The sequence below is a fragment of the Enterobacter quasiroggenkampii genome (genome assembly GCF_043972695.1).
In the GTDB taxonomy this organism is placed as follows: domain Bacteria; phylum Pseudomonadota; class Gammaproteobacteria; order Enterobacterales; family Enterobacteriaceae; genus Enterobacter; species Enterobacter quasiroggenkampii.
This window is the reverse complement of record NZ_CP143745.1, coordinates 556,023-571,635: the sequence shown is the minus strand read 5'-3', so window position 1 is coordinate 571,635 and position 15,613 is coordinate 556,023. Positions and strand designations below refer to the sequence as shown.

Sequence of the window (15,613 nt, the reverse complement as noted above, 5' to 3'; positions counted from 1 at the left end):
CAGACTGGCTTTTGTGCTTTTCAAGCCGGTGTTACATCGCTTTTTTGGTCAACTCGATAACGCGCAGTTTCGCGATCGCTTTGGCCAGCTCCGCAGACGCCTGAGCGTAATCCACGTCACCATGAGAGCTGTTAATGTGCTCTTCAGCCTTACGCTTCGACTCCAGGGCTCGCGCTTCGTCGAGATCCTGGCCACGAATAGCGGTATCGGCCAGAACGGTCACACTGCCAGGCTGCACTTCAAGAATGCCGCCGGACAGATAGATAAACTCTTCGTGACCGAACTGTTTAACGATGCGGATCATACCAGGCTTAATGGCGGTGAGCAGCGGTGCGTGACCCGGGAAAATACCCAGTTCACCTTCACTACCCGTTACCTGGATTTTCTCGACCAGACCAGAGAACATTTGTTGCTCTGCGCTGACGACGTCCAGGTGGTAAGTCATTGCCATATCACCCTCCGATTAAGGCGTTAAAGTTTTTTGGCTTTTTCCACAGCTTCTTCGATGGAACCAACCATGTAGAACGCCTGCTCTGGCAGGTGATCGTATTCGCCTTCCATGATGCCTTTAAAGCCACGGATGGTGTCTTTCAGGGAAACGTATTTACCTGGAGAACCGGTGAATACTTCCGCAACGAAGAACGGCTGGGACAGGAAGCGCTGGATCTTACGCGCACGTGCTACCACCAGTTTGTCTTCTTCAGACAGTTCATCCATACCCAGGATGGCGATGATGTCTTTCAGTTCCTGGTAACGCTGCAGCAGGGACTGTACGCCACGCGCGGTGTCGTAGTGTTCCTGACCAACAACCAGTGGATCCAGCTGACGGCTGGTGGAGTCCAGCGGGTCAACGGCCGGGTAGATACCCAGAGACGCGATCTGACGGCTCAGTACCACGGTTGCATCTAAGTGCGCAAAGGTGGTGGCTGGTGATGGGTCAGTCAAGTCATCCGCAGGTACGTATACCGCCTGAACGGAGGTGATAGAACCGGTTTTGGTAGAGGTGATACGTTCCTGAAGAACACCCATCTCTTCCGCCAGCGTAGGCTGATAACCTACCGCTGAAGGCATACGACCCAGCAGTGCAGATACTTCAGTACCGGCCAGGGTGTAACGATAGATGTTATCAACGAACAGCAGAACGTCACGGCCTTCGTCACGGAACTTCTCAGCCATCGTCAGGCCGGTCAGCGCAACGCGCAGACGGTTTCCAGGTGGCTCGTTCATCTGGCCGTAAACCAGGGATACTTTGTCCAGAACGTTGGAGTCGGTCATTTCGTGGTAGAAGTCGTTACCCTCACGAGTACGTTCACCTACGCCCGCAAACACAGAGTAACCGGAGTGCTCGATCGCGATGTTACGGATCAGCTCCATCATGTTTACGGTTTTACCTACACCCGCACCACCGAACAGACCAACTTTACCGCCCTTCGCAAACGGACACATCAGGTCGATAACTTTGATACCGGTTTCCAGCAGTTCCTGAGAGCTGGACAGCTCTTCGTAGGAAGGTGCCGCGCGGTGGATAGCCCAACGCTCTTCTTCACCGATGTCGCCTTTCATGTCGATTGGCTGACCCAATACGTTCATGATACGACCCAGTGTTGCTTTACCTACCGGGACTTCGATCGGGTGCTCAAGGTCTTTTACTTCCAGACCACGACGCAGACCGTCGGAAGAACCCATCGCGATGGTACGCACGATACCGCCGCCGAGCTGCTGCTGAACTTCCAGCACCAGGCTCTCGTTACCATTCTGTACCTCAAGCGCGTCGTACACGCGTGGTACGGCGTCCTGAGGGAACTCGACGTCCACCACGGCGCCGATTACCTGGACAATCTTTCCAGTAGCCATCTTGAATCCTCTACGTAATTCGTAAACCTGGTTAAACCGCGGCGGCCCCCGAGACGATCTCGGTGAGTTCCTGAGTAATGCTGGCCTGACGAGCTTTGTTGTAAACCAACTGCAGCTCTTTAATCAGGCTGCCGCCATTATCGGTCGCGGCTTTCATCGCCACCATTCGTGCGGCCTGCTCGCTGGCCAGGTTTTCTACAACGCCCTGATAAACCTGAGATTCAACGTAACGACGCAGCAGGGTATCCAGCAGCGGTTTCGGATCGGGTTCATACAGGTAATCCCAGGTTTTTTGCTTCAGCTCGCCATCTTCTGATGCCGGTAACGGCAGCATCTGAGTGAGCGTTGGAACCTGAGACATGGTGTTAATGAATTTGTTGCTGACAACGTACAGTCTGTCCAGACGGCCTTCATCATAAGCCTGCAACATCACTTTAACCGGGCCGATCAGTTCGGACAGGGACGGGTTATCACCCATACCGGTCACCTGAGCGACAATGTTGCCACCAACGGAATTAAAGAAAGAGACGCCTTTAGAGCCGATCATTGCGATATCGCACTGAACGCCTTTTTCAGACCATGCTTTCATATCCGCCAGCAGTTTTTTGAACAGGTTAATGTTCAAGCCGCCACACAGACCACGGTCGGTCGACACCACCAGGTAGCCCACGCGCTTAACGTCGCGTTCTTCCAGGTAAGGGTGCTTATATTCCAGATTACCGTTTGCAAGGTGACCAATCACTTTGCGCATGGTTTCTGCATAAGGACGGCTGGCCGCCATGCGATCCTGCGATTTACGCATTTTGGAAGCGGCGACCATCTCCATCGCTTTAGTGATCTTTTGCGTGTTCTGGACGCTTGCGATCTTACTACGTATCTCTTTTGCGCCGGCCATGAGCTTCTCCTCAATGCCAGGCGGCTTGTCCTGAGACAAGCCGCCGGACGATTACCAGGATTGGGTTGCTTTGAAGGAATCGAGGATAGCTTTCAGCTTGCCTTCGATTTCGTCGTTATAGCCACCGGTCTGGTTGATCTCTTGCATCAGCGGAGCGTGATCACGGTCGACGTAAGCCAGCAGAGCGGCTTCGAAGCTACCGATTTTCGCCAGTTCCACATCTTCGAGGTAACCGCGTTCAGCCGCGAACAGAACCAGGCCCTGCTGAGCAACAGACATTGGTGCGTACTGTTTCTGCTTCAGCAGCTCGGTCACTTTCTGACCGTGGCTCAGCTGTTTACGGGTTGCTTCGTCCAGATCGGATGCGAACTGAGAGAACGCAGCCAGTTCACGATACTGTGCCAGCGCGGTACGGATACCACCGGACAGTTTCTTGATGATCTTGGTCTGAGCAGCACCACCAACACGGGATACGGAGATACCCGGGTTAACTGCCGGACGAATACCGGAGTTAAACAGGTTGGTTTCCAGGAAGATCTGACCATCGGTAATGGAGATTACGTTGGTCGGAACGAACGCAGAAACGTCACCCGCCTGGGTTTCAATGATCGGCAGAGCGGTCAGAGAGCCCGTTTTACCCTTCACTTCACCTTTGGTGAAGTTCTCGACGTATTCCGCGTTAACGCGAGAAGCACGCTCCAGCAGACGAGAGTGGAGGTAGAATACGTCGCCAGGGAACGCTTCACGTCCAGGTGGACGACGGAGCAGCAGGGAAACCTGACGATAAGCAACAGCCTGTTTAGACAGGTCATCGTATACGATCAGCGCATCTTCACCGCGGTCACGGAAGTATTCGCCCATTGCGCAACCGGCGTATGGCGCCAGGTATTGCAGTGCAGCAGATTCAGACGCGGTCGCCACCACAACGATGGTGTTAGACAGTGCGCCGTGCTCTTCCAGTTTACGAACCACGTTGGAAATGGTGGACGCTTTCTGGCCGATGGCCACGTACACACATTTGATGCCGGAGTCACGCTGGTTGATGATGGCGTCGATAGCCATCGCGGTTTTACCGGTCTGACGGTCACCGATGATCAGTTCACGCTGACCACGACCGATTGGGATCATGGCATCAACGGACTTATAACCTGTCTGAACAGGCTGATCTACGGACTGACGGTCGATAACGCCCGGTGCGATAACTTCGATTGGGGAGAAGCCATCGTGCTCAACCGGACCTTTACCGTCGATTGGCGCACCCAGGGTGTTAACAACGCGACCCAGCAGGCCACGGCCAACCGGCACTTCCAGAATACGGCCAGTACACTTAACCTTCATGCCTTCGGCGAGGTCAGCGTATGGACCCATCACAACTGCACCAACGGAGTCGCGCTCCAGGTTCAGTGCGATAGCGTAACGGTTACCCGGCAGGGAAATCATCTCACCCTGCATACAATCGGCCAGGCCGTGGATGCGGATAACACCGTCACTTACAGAAACAATAGTACCTTCGTTGTGAGCTTCACTCACAACATTGAACTGAGCAATGCGCTGCTTGATCAGTTCGCTGATTTCGGTGGAATTCAGTTGCATGCTCCAGTCCCCTTAAGACTGCAAGACGTCTGCAAGGCGCTCAAGACGGCCGCGTACGCTGCCATCAATGACCATATCACCCGAGCGGATGATTACGCCTGCCATTACAGACTTATCGATTTTGCAATTCAGCTTAACTTTGCGTGACAGACGTTTTTCCATCGCGGCGGTAATTTTCGCAAGCTGTTCGTCACTCAGTTCAGTCGCAGAAGTCACTTCGACTTCAGCGGTAGCTTCACTAAGGGCACGTAAGTGCTCAAACTGCTCGAGAACATCCGGGAGCACACGGAGACGACCATTCTCTGCCATCACCTTAATCAGGTTCTGGCCGTTGGCATCCAGTTGCTCTCCGCACACGGCGATAAACGACGCGGCGAGGGTTTCAGGTGCTAACGCACCGGAAAGCAACTCGGCCATTTGTTCGTTTTTCGTCACCTCAGCGGCAAACGCCAGCATATTCTGCCAGCGATCGACATTTTGGTGTTCGATAGCAAAGTCAAAAGCTGCTTTGGCGTAGGGGCGAGCTACCGTAACAAATTCAGACATCAGCCCCTCCCTCCTTACAGTTCAGCGACAAGTTTGTCCACGATGTCGCTGTTAGCAGCTTCATCCACGGAACGTTCGATGATCTTCTCGGCGCCAGCAACAGCCAGAATCGCAACCTGCTTACGCAGTTCTTCACGAGCACGTTTACGCTCAGCTTCAATTTCAGCCTGAGCCTGTGTCACGATCTTAGTACGTTCCTGTTCTGCTTCAGCTTTGGCTTCGTCCAGGATCTGCGAACGGCGTTTGTTAGCCTGTTCGATGATAACCTGAGCTTCCGCTTTCGCTTTTTTCAGCTGGTCTGTCGCGTTGGCCTGTGCAAGGTCCAAATCTTTCTTAGCGCGTTCTGCAGAAGCCAGACCGTCAGCAATTTCTTTCTGACGTTTTTCGATGGCAGCCATTAAAGGCGGCCATACATACTTCATGCAGAACCAGACAAAGAGAATAAACGCGATGGCCTGGCCGAGGATTGTTGCGTTCATGTTCACAGCACAATACCTCTTTAATATCTGTGGCTTAGGGTTTTAAAACTACTACTACGCGACAGCAAACATCACGTACAGACCCAGACCTACAGCGATCATTGGGATAGCATCCACCAGACCCATAACGATAAAGAACTGAGTACGCAGCAGAGGAATCAGATCAGGTTGACGCGCAGCGCCTTCCAGGAATTTGCCCCCGAGGATGCCGATACCGATCGCAGCACCGATAGCCGCCAGACCCATCATCACAGCGGCAGCCATGTACAGCAGATCCATATTCAGGTTTTCCATGACAGTCTCCAGTTTGTTTCAATTAAAACGTAGTAGTGTTGGTAAAAAATCAGTGCTCTTCAGACGCCATCGACAGATAGACGATCGTCAGAACCATGAAGATAAAGGCTTGCAGCGTAATGATCAGGATGTGGAAAATGGCCCACGGCACATTCAGAACCCACTGTGACCACCACGGCAGAAGACCCGCGATCAGAATGAAAATCAGCTCACCCGCATACATGTTGCCGAACAGTCGCAGACCCAGTGAAACAGGTTTGGACAGCAGGCTAACGCCTTCCAGGATCAGGTTGACCGGAATAAACGCCCAGTGGTTGAACGGCTGCAAGGTAAGCTCTTTCACAAAGCCGCTTACGCCTTTCATTTTGATGCTGTAGAAAAGAATCAGGATAAACACGCCCAGCGCCATCGACAGGGTGATGTTCACGTCCGCAGACGGTACCACACGCAGTGCTGGCAGGCCGAAGATGTGCTCGCCGATGAACGGCAGCAGATCGATTGGCAGCAGGTCCATCAGGTTCATCAGGAAGACCCAAACGAACACGGTCAGGGCCAGCGGAGCAATCAGCTTGCTCTTGCCATGGTACATGTCTTTGACGCTGCCATGGACGAAGCCGATGATCATTTCGATGAAGGTCTGGAATTTCCCTGGTACACCGCTGGTCGCTCGTTTAGCAACACCGCGGAACATGGCCAGGAACAGAAGACCCAAAACCACCGAGAAGAACATGGAGTCGATGTTGATCGTCCAGAAGGTGGCCGGGGGGTTATGTGGATCCACCAGCGAGAATGTACGCAGGTCCAGCTGAAGGTTATTCAGATGGTGACCTATGTAATCCTGCGGCGTCATATTTTCTGAAGCCATGATGCCTTTTACCCTTTGTTATTGATTACAGCTGGAGCCAGAACTTGTACCACCAGCACCAAAACCCACGTTGCTATCAGCGGCATGAAGACCACTTTCAAAACCGCCAGCGCCATCACCAGTAGAGCAAAGGTCAGCAACACCTTACACACTTCGCCGAGGGCGAAGGACCAGGCCACGCGGCCTTTGGCAGGTGTATGCGCCTGATGACGCCAGGCAAAAATCATAAACAACACGTTTGGCAGCACAACCGCCAAACCCCCGCACACGGCGGAGATGCCCCAGAAGGGGTCTTTGAGGCTAAACAGCAGTCCACTTGCTATCACAGCCAGAAACTGAATGAACAGAAGCTTACGAGCAACGTTTCTACTCAAGAGCGACACAGACATCACGTTTTTACTCCTGCTCCCTTCGAGGTATGCCGCGTGTCGTATAAAACGTCCTTTAAGGCTCAGAGTCAAGCATCAAAAAGCGGTCAAATTATACGGTGCGCACCCGTGATTTCAAACATTAAGTAGCGAAAAGGTGAATAAATGTTTAAATATTTTTCCCCACCGCTATTTTTTAACTTTCGCTGAAAGCGTCAACCTTCGACCAAAACTGCAAACAGCGCGAAAACGTTGACGATAAAGCGTGCACGAGATCACAAAACACACATTTGCGATAAGGTTGTATTTATCAAAGGCGCAAATCGCGGAAATTTATCTTTATGAAATTAAACGCAAAACGTCGTAACTATTTTCAAAACAGCCCAGTACACAATAAAAACCTTTTATTGACATTCTTAATAAATAATTAACATTGCGTTCTGGTTACTGCCTTCCACTTTTAGCAGACTTATATTTTCACAGATGACTATCTTCTCGGTGAATAATAGTTACTTCGTTAACCGGAAGAAAAACCTTAGTGAAGCAGAGGTTAAAAGCTGCCCGATAAATCCCCGCTAGTTGTGCTGTTTTTTAACATGATAAGAACAGCACGAATTCCACATTTTTTATTAATTTTTTAAAAATTGTTTGGCTTAATTATCACCAGATGACGTTCACCTTCGAGCTGAGGAATCTCTAATTTCTCAATAGACTCGACAGCAAAACCGTCCGGAAGCTGTTCAATCTCATCGCCTGGCAACTGCCCTTTCAGCGCATAAAAGCGGCCGTTCTCCGCAGGTAAGTGTTTGCACCAGCTCACCATATCGTTGAGCGACGCAAATGCGCGGCTGATAACCCCGTCAAACGGCGGCTCTGCCGGGAACTCCTCTACCCTGCTCTGCACGGGCGTGATGTTCTCAAGCTTCAGCTCATGCTGTACCTGACGTAAAAAGCGCACGCGTTTGCCGAGGCTGTCCAGCAGCGTGAAATGGCTCTCAGGGCGAACAATCGACAGCGGAATACCCGGCAGACCAGGGCCCGTCCCCACGTCGATAAAGCGTTCACCTTTCAGCCAGGGGGCAACCACGATGCTGTCGAGAATGTGGCGAACGAGCATCTCGTTGGGGTCGCGAACAGACGTCAGGTTGTACGCTTTGTTCCATTTGTTCAGCATATCGACATAGGCCACCAGTTGATTTTTCTGGTGATCGGTGAGCGAAATACCTGCCTGATCCAGCAGACGAGAGAGTTTGTTGAGCACGGTGAATACCTGTTGAGAGACTTAAGTGGCGGGTGGCGCTTCGCTTACCCGCCCTACGGAGTTCAGTAGGCCCGGTAAGCGCAGCGCCACCGGGCAATTTCAAGGCATTACGCGCTACGGCGCAGCATGCCCTGCTTTTTCAGCCACACCAGCAGGATCGAAATCGCCGCTGGAGTCACGCCCGAGATGCGGGACGCCTGGCCGATCGATACCGGTTTGTGATCGTTCAGCTTAGCGATCACTTCGTTGGAAAGGCCCGTCACCTGGCGGTAGTCCAGCATTTCCGGCAGCAGCGTGTTTTCGTTACGCTGCTGTTTTTCGATCTCATCCTGCTGACGCGCGATGTAACCTTCGTACTTCACCTGGATCTCAACCTGCTCCGCCGCTTCAGCATCTTCCAGGCCCGGCGCGAACGCGGTCAGTTTGACCAGGTTCTCGTAGGTGACTTCAGGACGGCGCAGCAAATCTTCACCGCTGGCCTCGCGCGACAACGGCGCGGTTAAGTGAGCGTTTACTTCAGCAGCGGTTTCCGCCTGCGGATTCACCCAGGTAGTTTTCAGACGCTGACGTTCCTGTTCAATGCGCTCCAGCTTCTCGTTGAAGCGCGCCCAGCGTTCGTCATCGACCAGACCGAGCTCGCGGCCCATTTCGGTCAGACGAAGGTCGGCGTTATCTTCACGCAGCATCAGGCGATATTCTGCGCGAGAGGTAAACATACGGTACGGTTCTTTGGTACCCAGCGTGCAGAGATCGTCAACCAGCACGCCCAGGTACGCCTGAGAACGGCCGGGTGCCCAGCCTTCTTTCTCGGCAGAGAAGCGCGCAGCGTTCAGGCCAGCAAGCAGGCCCTGTGCAGCCGCTTCTTCGTAGCCGGTGGTGCCGTTAATCTGACCCGCGAAGAACAGACCGTGGATGAATTTGCTCTCCAGGGTCGGCTTCAGGTCACGCGGATCGAAGAAATCGTACTCAATAGCGTAGCCAGGGCGAACGATTTTTGCGTTCTCCATACCCTGCATTGAGCGAACAATTTGCATCTGCACATCGAACGGCAGGCTGGTGGAGATGCCGTTCGGGTAAATTTCGTTTGAGGTCAGCCCTTCCGGCTCCAGGAAGATCTGGTGCTGGTTGCGATCGGCGAAGCGCATCACTTTGTCTTCGATCGACGGGCAGTAGCGCGGACCGATCCCTTCGATCACGCCGGCGTACATCGGGCTGCGATCGAGGTTATTGCGGATCACGTCGTGGGTTTTCTCGTTGGTATGCGTGATATAGCACGGCACCTGCTGCGGATGCTGTGCCGCATTGCCCATGAACGAGAAGACCGGCATTGGGTTATCACCGTGCTGTTGCGCCAGCACGCTGAAATCAATGGTACGCGCATCAATACGCGGCGGCGTACCGGTTTTCAGGCGGCTAACGCGCAGCGGCAGTTCGCGCAGACGGCGAGACAAGGGAATAGACGGCGGATCGCCAGCACGACCACCGCTGTAGTTATCCAGGCCGATATGAATTTTACCGTCCAGGAATGTCCCCACGGTCAACACCACGGCTTTGGCGCGGAATTTGAGGCCCATCTGGGTCACCGCGCCTACGACGCGATCGTTCTCAACGATAAGATCTTCAACCGCCTGCTGGAAGATCATCAGGTTCGGCTGGTTCTCCAGCGCGGTACGTACCGCCTGACGGTAAAGTACGCGGTCTGCCTGTGCACGGGTCGCTCGAACAGCAGGCCCTTTGCTTGCGTTTAGTATCCTAAACTGGATGCCGGCATGATCGATCGCTTTCGCCATCAGGCCGCCAAGTGCATCCACTTCTTTTACCAGGTGTCCTTTCCCAATGCCGCCAATCGCCGGATTACAGGACATTTGTCCCAGCGTGTCGATATTGTGTGTCAAAAGCAGGGTCTGCTGACCCATTCGCGCTGCGGCCATTGCGGCCTCAGTGCCTGCGTGACCCCCGCCAATGATGATGACGTCAAAAGGATCCTGATAAAACATGGTGGTCTGCCTCGCGTAAAGCGGTATGAAAATGGATTGAAGCCCGGGCCGTGGATTCTACTCAACTTTAGTCTTTCGAGAAAGCATTGGGATCCTGGGCTATTAAAAAGAAGATCTTTTTATTTAGAGATCTGTTCTATTGTGATCTCTTATTAGGATCGCGAACCCATGTGGATAAGTCCGATCTCATAAAGAAGATCATGCAGTTAGAAAGGATCGTTTGCTGTGAATGATCGGTGATCCTGGACCGTATAAGCTGGGATCAGATCGCGACTTTATACACAGGCCAAAAACGACGCTACGGTTGTTCTTTGGATAACTACGGGTTAATACGAGCTTTTAACCAGAGTTATCCACATCTGTTCGCACGATCTTTAATCGTTTTTGAGTAAATTTTTCCATTCCGCGAGCCAGATCTCGGCTGGATCCTCCGGAATGTCATGATCGAGGATGTTGATCTTGAGTGTTTCACCCAGCTGTTTTGCTCCGCAGGAGGTCACAGCGGCTTCGACTTTCTCTATTGCCCCGCAAAAAGTGTCATATTCACGACTGCCGATCCCTACTGCGCCAAAACGGACGTTTGACAGATCGGGCTGCTGTTCCAGCAGTTCGTCATATAAAGGTTGCAGGTTATCCGGCAGATCGCCCGCGCCGTGCGTGGAGGTGATCAGCAGCCAGACCCCATCAGTCGGGAGATCTTCCAGCAACGGGCCGTGCAGGGTTTCCGTGGAAAAGCCCGCCTCTTCCAGCTTTTCAGCCAGATGTTCCGCTACGTATTCTGCACCACCCAGGGTGCTGCCGCTGATAAGGGTAATGTCCGCCATTGATCGCTCGCCCAGATAAAGAGACGGTCATTGTACGCTGTGAACGAGCTGGGATCTACCTGTGGAAAATGTGGGAATGGATTTGCCCGATCACGGGCGGATGGTACGCATGATCGGGTTTTGCAGGGAGATCAGGGTCTCGGTGGACTGAATTTCATCGATTGTTTGGATCTTGTTGATAAGTACCTGCTGGAGCGCGTCGATGGATCGGCACATGACTTTAATAAAGATGCTGTAGTGCCCGGTGGTGTAGTACGCCTCGGTGACTTCATCCAGCGCGTTCAGTTTCGCCAGGGCGGAAGGGTAGTCTTTGGCGCTTTTAAGAATGATGCCGATGAAGCAGCAGACGTCGTAACCCAGCTGCTTCGGGCTGACGTCAATGCGAGCACCGGTAATGATCCCTGCCTGCTTCATCTTCTCTACGCGAACGTGAATGGTTCCCGGGCTGACGCCAAACTGTTTCGCCAGTTCGGCGTAGGCGGTACGGGCATTGGCCATTAACGCCTCCAGAATGCCGCGGTCGAGATTGTCGATCTGATAATTTTCCATAGCTTTTTCTTATGAATATTAATGAATCACTCTATTCTAGCGCCTTATTTTATCGAATCAAAAGTGAAGACGGCTTTTTGTTGATGGGTTATTGAATAAGGTGTCATTTCTGTTGCTTAATCAATATCAACAGGACGCAGGAGTATAAATAATGAAAACCGCTTACATCGCAAAACAACGCCAGATCAGTTTCGTAAAATCCCATTTTTCCCGCCAGCTGGAAGAGAAGCTTGGGCTGATTGAAGTCCAGGCGCCGATCCTCAGCCGCGTGGGTGACGGGACGCAGGATAACCTCTCTGGATGCGAAAAAGCTGTACAGGTGAAAGTGAAAACACTGCCAGATGCTCAGTTCGAAGTGGTTCATTCACTGGCGAAATGGAAGCGTCAGACCCTGGGACAACACGACTTCAGCGCGGGCGAAGGGCTCTACACGCACATGAAAGCTCTTCGCCCCGATGAAGACCGCCTTTCTCCGATTCATTCCGTTTATGTTGACCAGTGGGACTGGGAGCGCGTGATGGGGGATGGCGAGCGTCACGTCGGCACGCTGAAATCCACCGTTGAGGCGATCTACGCCGGGATCAAAGCAACCGAAGCGGCCGTAAGCAAAGCGTTTGGTCTGGCACCGTTTCTGCCGGAATCGATCCACTTTGTGCACAGCCAGGAATTGCTGACCCGTTTCCCGGGTCTGGATGCCAAAGGCCGCGAGCGCGCTATTGCTAAAGAGCTGGGTGCGGTGTTCCTTATTGGGATCGGCGGCAAGCTGTCTGACGGTAAGCGCCATGACGTTCGTGCGCCAGATTATGATGACTGGAGCACCACCGGTGAGGGTGAATTTGCCGGTTTGAACGGCGATATTCTGGTCTGGAACCCGGTACTGGAAGACGCATTCGAGCTTTCTTCTATGGGGATCCGCGTGGATGCTGACGCGCTGAAGCGCCAGCTGGCGGTGACCGGTGATGAAGATCGTCTCAAACTGGAGTGGCACCAGGCGCTGCTGCGTGGGGAGATGCCGCAGACGATTGGCGGCGGTATCGGCCAGTCCCGTCTGACCATGCTGCTGCTTCAGCTGCCCCATATTGGTCAGGTTCAGTGTGGCGTCTGGCCGCAGCAGGTTCGCGAAAGCGTCGGCTCTCTTCTGTAATTAACGCTGCCAGCGTCTGAGCAGGCGGCTACGCAACCCGGTATCAAAGCGCCAGATATGATCGAAGATGCGCATGATGCCGGGTTTTCCATGGGCGGACATCGCTACCGCATGAAAACGGTGCTGATGCACACGCTGTAATTCCTTCACTTTATTTATCACGTCATCCGGCAGCCGCTGGGCGATAAAATCGGAAATCACCACCGCGTCTGCGTCGTACCAGTCGCCGCCCTGCATCCGCTCAACGATGCTGCGAAAACAGCTGGCCAGATCGGTGCCGCCGCGAAAACGCTGGCTCAGGAAGCGGATTGCCTGCTCGATCCCCTGCTGGTTCGTCAGCTCATAGCCTACGACTTCGCTGGAGAACAGCATGATGAAGCAGCGACGACGATCGGCGAGCGCCACGCGCATCAGCGCCAGACAAAACGCTTTTGCACACTGCTCGTTAAACCCACCCATCGATCCGGATGTATCCACGCAAACGATGAAGGGTCCGCGCGGCTGTTCATCAAAATCCTGATGAACGACCGGCCGCTGGCTGATTTTCTCGCGCCAGGCTTCACCGTGCAGCCGGTAGGTAAGGAGCTGTTTTTCCACCAGTCGACGGTAAAACTCATACTCCAGCTCGGTCATCCCCAGCGTGCTCAGCTCCGTGGGCAGCAGACGCAGAATATCATCGCTCTGCTGGAGCCCGTCGACCTGCTCCGGAACGGTGGCCGGTTCACGCACCAGGGTGCGGAAGGTTTCCATCGGGGCGTCTTTCTTTGGAACTGACTTCGCCTCCCTTGAGCGACCCAGCTGTTCTGCTAGCTTCATCAATTCGGGCTGCTGCGTCAGAAAATCGCCGTATTTGACGATCAACTGATAGTCCCCGCGCCGGAGCTGTCCGGCGCTCATATCCCAGAGACGTCCTGCCGCGTTCTCATTTTCCACCAGCACCTGCTCAAGCTGGCCGCTTAAGGTCATGCGTTCCTGAACTTCACTGAGCAGCTGTTCGCGCTCTTCATCCAGCAGCTGCTGGTTTAGCGTGGTGGCCTGCACCACCAGGCTGAGACGCCAGCGCTGTAAAAAGAGGGTGTGCAGTGCGGGAGTGAACGTGGCGTTGTCCGTGACCAGCCCCCGGGCCTGGCTGGCAAACGGGGAGTGGACCTTGTCGAGCAACGTCAGGGTTTGCGGAAGCTGGACGATAAACTGCGGCGTGGAGAGCCGCTGGCACTGCTGATAGCAGGCCACCTCTTCCGTTAACTCAGGCGGAACTTCGGTCTCCCTGAAGCGCTGACGCAAATTTTCGCGCCAGCGCGGAAGATCGTCCGTCATCGCCTTTTTGAGCTTCGGAAATTTTTCAAAAAAAGCTGCCAGCTGCGGCGAAGCCAGAAGGGTTATGACCACTTCTTCGATCAACCCTTCCTCGCTGACGGCCAGCATGACGTTAAGCGTATCCAGAGTTAGCATTGACGCGCCTGTTTAATCTGCGCGCTGACGTCCTGCAGGCTGGCTTCAATGCGACCTAACCAGTCGCTATGAATAAAGAGGCATTTTTGCTGCTCGCTAAAGCGGGTGTGCTGCTGGTGCCATTCGGTATCCAGCGCGTCCAGCTGCTGCTTAATCTCTTCGGGAACGCTGTCAGAGGCGGTTCCCGGAAGCGCGAGACGCGAGCCCTGCAGGCTGACGTCGCGGATCACCAGGTGCTGGCTGCTGTCCACTTCCATATTCAGCGGCTGCGCGAAACCGATGCCGTTGAGCTTTCCGCGGATCTCTCCGCCCTTATCCAGCCACTGCGCCAGCGCCTCGCGCTCAATCGTCACGTGCACCACCTGCATATCATGCAGCTTAAGCGGCTGCTGGAGCAGCAGGGTCAGCGTCGGGCTGGTGAGTTCGGCGGGTAATTCATAGTGCGGTTTGCGGGCGAACATCCCCCCCAGGCGATTCACTTTCAGCGCGGTTTTATCACTTTGCTGCTGCTGAAGCTGGATGCGCCGCTGGGCAATTGCCCCCAGTTGGTTGAGCATCGCCTGCTGTCCCCAGGCGTGTCCGGTCATCAAAACGTCAAGCTGCTGCTGCATCAGATTCATGCCTTCCGCGTCGTGCCAGAGGCAATCTTTCAGCAGGATCAGATCGATGGGGGCAACAGCATCGCGGCCGCTAAACAGGGCGCTGGCCTGCAGGAGGCGGATCGCTTTTTTCCAGCGGCGATCGGAGACATAGGGCGCAGAAGGAAGGTGATCAAGCTGCTGACGCAACAGATAGATCAGCTCGAATACCGCGTCCGGCAATGTGATTTTGCCAATATCCTGCTGCCACTGATAATACTCTTCATCCGTCACCTGCAGCGAAGCGGATACCGGGTTTTCACTTTCATCCTGCTGGCTGATCAGCATGGAGCGGAAGTTGGATTTATCCTGTACTTTGTCCAGCCACAGGCGGATGAGCATACGGTCATACAGCGCTTCCAGGCTGCTGTCGGCTTCGGGCAGTTCGTTAGAGGCGGCCACCAGCAGGCGCATCGGGATTTTCTCTTCACTGGCGCCGTTACGGAACCGACGTTCATTTATCGCCGTGAGCAGGGTGTTCAGAATGGCCGGTCCCGCTTTCCAGATCTCATCAAGAAAGACAATTTCTGCCTCAGGCAGATACCCCGCCGTCAAACGTTCGTAGCGCCCTTCATCTTTCAGCGCCTGAATGGAAAGGGGGCCAAACACCTCTTCTGGGGTGGAAAAGCGGGTCATCAGGTATTCAAACGCGCGGGCGTTCTGAAAAGCAAACTTAAGCCTGCGGGCAATCAGGCTTTTGGCGATGCCCGGCGGCCCAAGCAGAAACACGCTTTCACCGCTCAGCGCCGCCAGCAAACAGAGGCGAATCGCGTGGCTACGCTCGAAAAGGCCTTTCTCCAGCGCGCTGCTGAGGCGGGAAATTCTTTCTGCTAATAAATGTGAGTGAGCCATAA

At 53.9% G+C, this 15,613-nt stretch carries 16 protein-coding genes; 1 reads left to right on the top strand and 15 read right to left on the bottom strand.

Features of this window, described 5'->3' with window-relative positions; genetic code table 11:
• Positions 1 to 31: 31 nt before the first annotated feature.
• The 13 genes from V1572_RS02780 to asnC form a co-directional block, all read right to left on the bottom strand.
• The gene (locus V1572_RS02780) at positions 32 to 451 is read right to left on the bottom strand and encodes a F0F1 ATP synthase subunit epsilon (RefSeq protein ID WP_003862360.1); all 420 of its coding nucleotides are present in this window, start codon (positions 449 to 451) and stop codon (positions 32 to 34) included.
• A gap of 20 nt (positions 452 to 471) precedes the next feature.
• Complete coding sequence (atpD, locus tag V1572_RS02775; protein WP_003862362.1) at positions 472 to 1,854, bottom strand: F0F1 ATP synthase subunit beta; 1,383 nt, start codon at positions 1,852 to 1,854, stop codon at positions 472 to 474.
• A gap of 31 nt (positions 1,855 to 1,885) precedes the next feature.
• Positions 1,886 to 2,749 (bottom strand): F0F1 ATP synthase subunit gamma, encoded by an 864-nt coding sequence (atpG, locus tag V1572_RS02770; RefSeq protein WP_024907886.1) that lies wholly within the window; start codon positions 2,747 to 2,749, stop codon positions 1,886 to 1,888.
• A 51-nt stretch (positions 2,750 to 2,800) separates the two neighbouring features.
• On the bottom strand, positions 2,801 to 4,342 hold the full coding sequence (atpA, locus tag V1572_RS02765) for a F0F1 ATP synthase subunit alpha (RefSeq protein ID WP_003862367.1): 1,542 nt from the start codon (positions 4,340 to 4,342) through the stop codon (positions 2,801 to 2,803).
• 12 nt (positions 4,343 to 4,354) lie between these two features.
• Positions 4,355 to 4,888 carry a F0F1 ATP synthase subunit delta gene (gene atpH, locus V1572_RS02760; protein ID WP_008500192.1) on the bottom strand — a complete coding sequence of 178 codons (534 nt, stop codon included), beginning with the start codon at positions 4,886 to 4,888 and terminating at the stop codon, positions 4,355 to 4,357.
• 14 nt (positions 4,889 to 4,902) lie between these two features.
• On the bottom strand, positions 4,903 to 5,373 hold the full coding sequence (gene atpF, locus V1572_RS02755) for a F0F1 ATP synthase subunit B (protein WP_003862370.1): 471 nt from the start codon (positions 5,371 to 5,373) through the stop codon (positions 4,903 to 4,905).
• Between the two features lie 48 nt (positions 5,374 to 5,421).
• Positions 5,422 to 5,661: a F0F1 ATP synthase subunit C gene (gene atpE / locus V1572_RS02750; RefSeq protein WP_000429386.1), complete on the bottom strand. Its 240-nt coding sequence runs from the start codon at positions 5,659 to 5,661 to the stop codon at positions 5,422 to 5,424.
• 49 nt (positions 5,662 to 5,710) lie between these two features.
• On the bottom strand, positions 5,711 to 6,526 hold the full coding sequence (atpB, locus tag V1572_RS02745; RefSeq protein ID WP_008500193.1) for a F0F1 ATP synthase subunit A: 816 nt from the start codon (positions 6,524 to 6,526) through the stop codon (positions 5,711 to 5,713).
• Positions 6,527 to 6,534: 8 nt separating this feature from the next.
• Entirely contained in the window at positions 6,535 to 6,915 is a 381-nt protein-coding gene (gene atpI / locus V1572_RS02740; RefSeq protein WP_008500194.1) for a F0F1 ATP synthase subunit I, read from the bottom strand.
• A gap of 616 nt (positions 6,916 to 7,531) precedes the next feature.
• Positions 7,532 to 8,155 (bottom strand): 16S rRNA (guanine(527)-N(7))-methyltransferase RsmG, encoded by a 624-nt coding sequence (gene rsmG, locus V1572_RS02735; protein ID WP_045909355.1) that lies wholly within the window; start codon positions 8,153 to 8,155, stop codon positions 7,532 to 7,534.
• 107 nt (positions 8,156 to 8,262) lie between these two features.
• Positions 8,263 to 10,152: a tRNA uridine-5-carboxymethylaminomethyl(34) synthesis enzyme MnmG gene (gene mnmG, locus V1572_RS02730; RefSeq protein WP_014072433.1), complete on the bottom strand. Its 1,890-nt coding sequence runs from the start codon at positions 10,150 to 10,152 to the stop codon at positions 8,263 to 8,265.
• Between the two features lie 374 nt (positions 10,153 to 10,526).
• Positions 10,527 to 10,976: an FMN-binding protein MioC gene (gene mioC / locus V1572_RS02725; RefSeq protein WP_008500197.1), complete on the bottom strand. Its 450-nt coding sequence runs from the start codon at positions 10,974 to 10,976 to the stop codon at positions 10,527 to 10,529.
• 90 nt (positions 10,977 to 11,066) lie between these two features.
• Complete coding sequence (gene asnC, locus V1572_RS02720) at positions 11,067 to 11,525, bottom strand: transcriptional regulator AsnC (RefSeq protein ID WP_008500198.1); 459 nt, start codon at positions 11,523 to 11,525, stop codon at positions 11,067 to 11,069.
• A 151-nt stretch (positions 11,526 to 11,676) separates the two neighbouring features.
• On the opposite strand from asnC, the gene asnA reads away from it, so the two are divergent.
• The gene (gene asnA, locus V1572_RS02715) at positions 11,677 to 12,669 is read left to right on the top strand and encodes an aspartate--ammonia ligase (protein WP_395299678.1); all 993 of its coding nucleotides are present in this window, start codon (positions 11,677 to 11,679) and stop codon (positions 12,667 to 12,669) included.
• Here the strand turns inward: asnA and viaA are convergent, their stop codons facing one another.
• Together viaA and ravA are read right to left on the bottom strand one after the other, a co-directional pair.
• Positions 12,670 to 14,121 (bottom strand): ATPase RavA stimulator ViaA, encoded by a 1,452-nt coding sequence (viaA, locus tag V1572_RS02710; RefSeq protein WP_032675674.1) that lies wholly within the window; start codon positions 14,119 to 14,121, stop codon positions 12,670 to 12,672.
• On the bottom strand, positions 14,115 to 15,611 hold the full coding sequence (ravA, locus tag V1572_RS02705) for an ATPase RavA (RefSeq protein ID WP_032675673.1): 1,497 nt from the start codon (positions 15,609 to 15,611) through the stop codon (positions 14,115 to 14,117). The genes viaA and ravA overlap by 7 nt, the downstream gene beginning before the upstream one ends.
• Between the last annotated feature and the right edge of the window lie 2 nt (positions 15,612 to 15,613).

Bases quoted from the DNA above. Each gene is read 5' to 3' on its own strand.
- V1572_RS02780 (WP_003862360.1), bottom strand. From the start codon at position 451: ATGGCAATGACTTACCACCTGGACGTCGTCAGCGCAGAGCAACAAATG.
- atpD (WP_003862362.1), bottom strand. From the start codon at position 1,854: ATGGCTACTGGAAAGATTGTCCAGGTAATCGGCGCCGTGGTGGACGTC.
- atpG (WP_024907886.1), bottom strand. From the start codon at position 2,749: ATGGCCGGCGCAAAAGAGATACGTAGTAAGATCGCAAGCGTCCAGAAC.
- atpA (WP_003862367.1), bottom strand. From the start codon at position 4,342: ATGCAACTGAATTCCACCGAAATCAGCGAACTGATCAAGCAGCGCATT.
- atpH (WP_008500192.1), bottom strand. From the start codon at position 4,888: ATGTCTGAATTTGTTACGGTAGCTCGCCCCTACGCCAAAGCAGCTTTT.
- atpE (WP_000429386.1), bottom strand. From the start codon at position 5,661: ATGGAAAACCTGAATATGGATCTGCTGTACATGGCTGCCGCTGTGATG.
- atpB (WP_008500193.1), bottom strand. From the start codon at position 6,526: ATGGCTTCAGAAAATATGACGCCGCAGGATTACATAGGTCACCATCTG.
- atpI (WP_008500194.1), bottom strand. From the start codon at position 6,915: ATGTCTGTGTCGCTCTTGAGTAGAAACGTTGCTCGTAAGCTTCTGTTC.
- mnmG (WP_014072433.1), bottom strand. From the start codon at position 10,152: ATGTTTTATCAGGATCCTTTTGACGTCATCATCATTGGCGGGGGTCAC.
- mioC (WP_008500197.1), bottom strand. From the start codon at position 10,976: ATGGCGGACATTACCCTTATCAGCGGCAGCACCCTGGGTGGTGCAGAA.
- asnC (WP_008500198.1), bottom strand. From the start codon at position 11,525: ATGGAAAATTATCAGATCGACAATCTCGACCGCGGCATTCTGGAGGCG.
- asnA (WP_395299678.1), top strand. From the start codon at position 11,677: ATGAAAACCGCTTACATCGCAAAACAACGCCAGATCAGTTTCGTAAAA.
- viaA (WP_032675674.1), bottom strand. From the start codon at position 14,121: ATGCTAACTCTGGATACGCTTAACGTCATGCTGGCCGTCAGCGAGGAA.
- ravA (WP_032675673.1), bottom strand. From the start codon at position 15,611: ATGGCTCACTCACATTTATTAGCAGAAAGAATTTCCCGCCTCAGCAGC.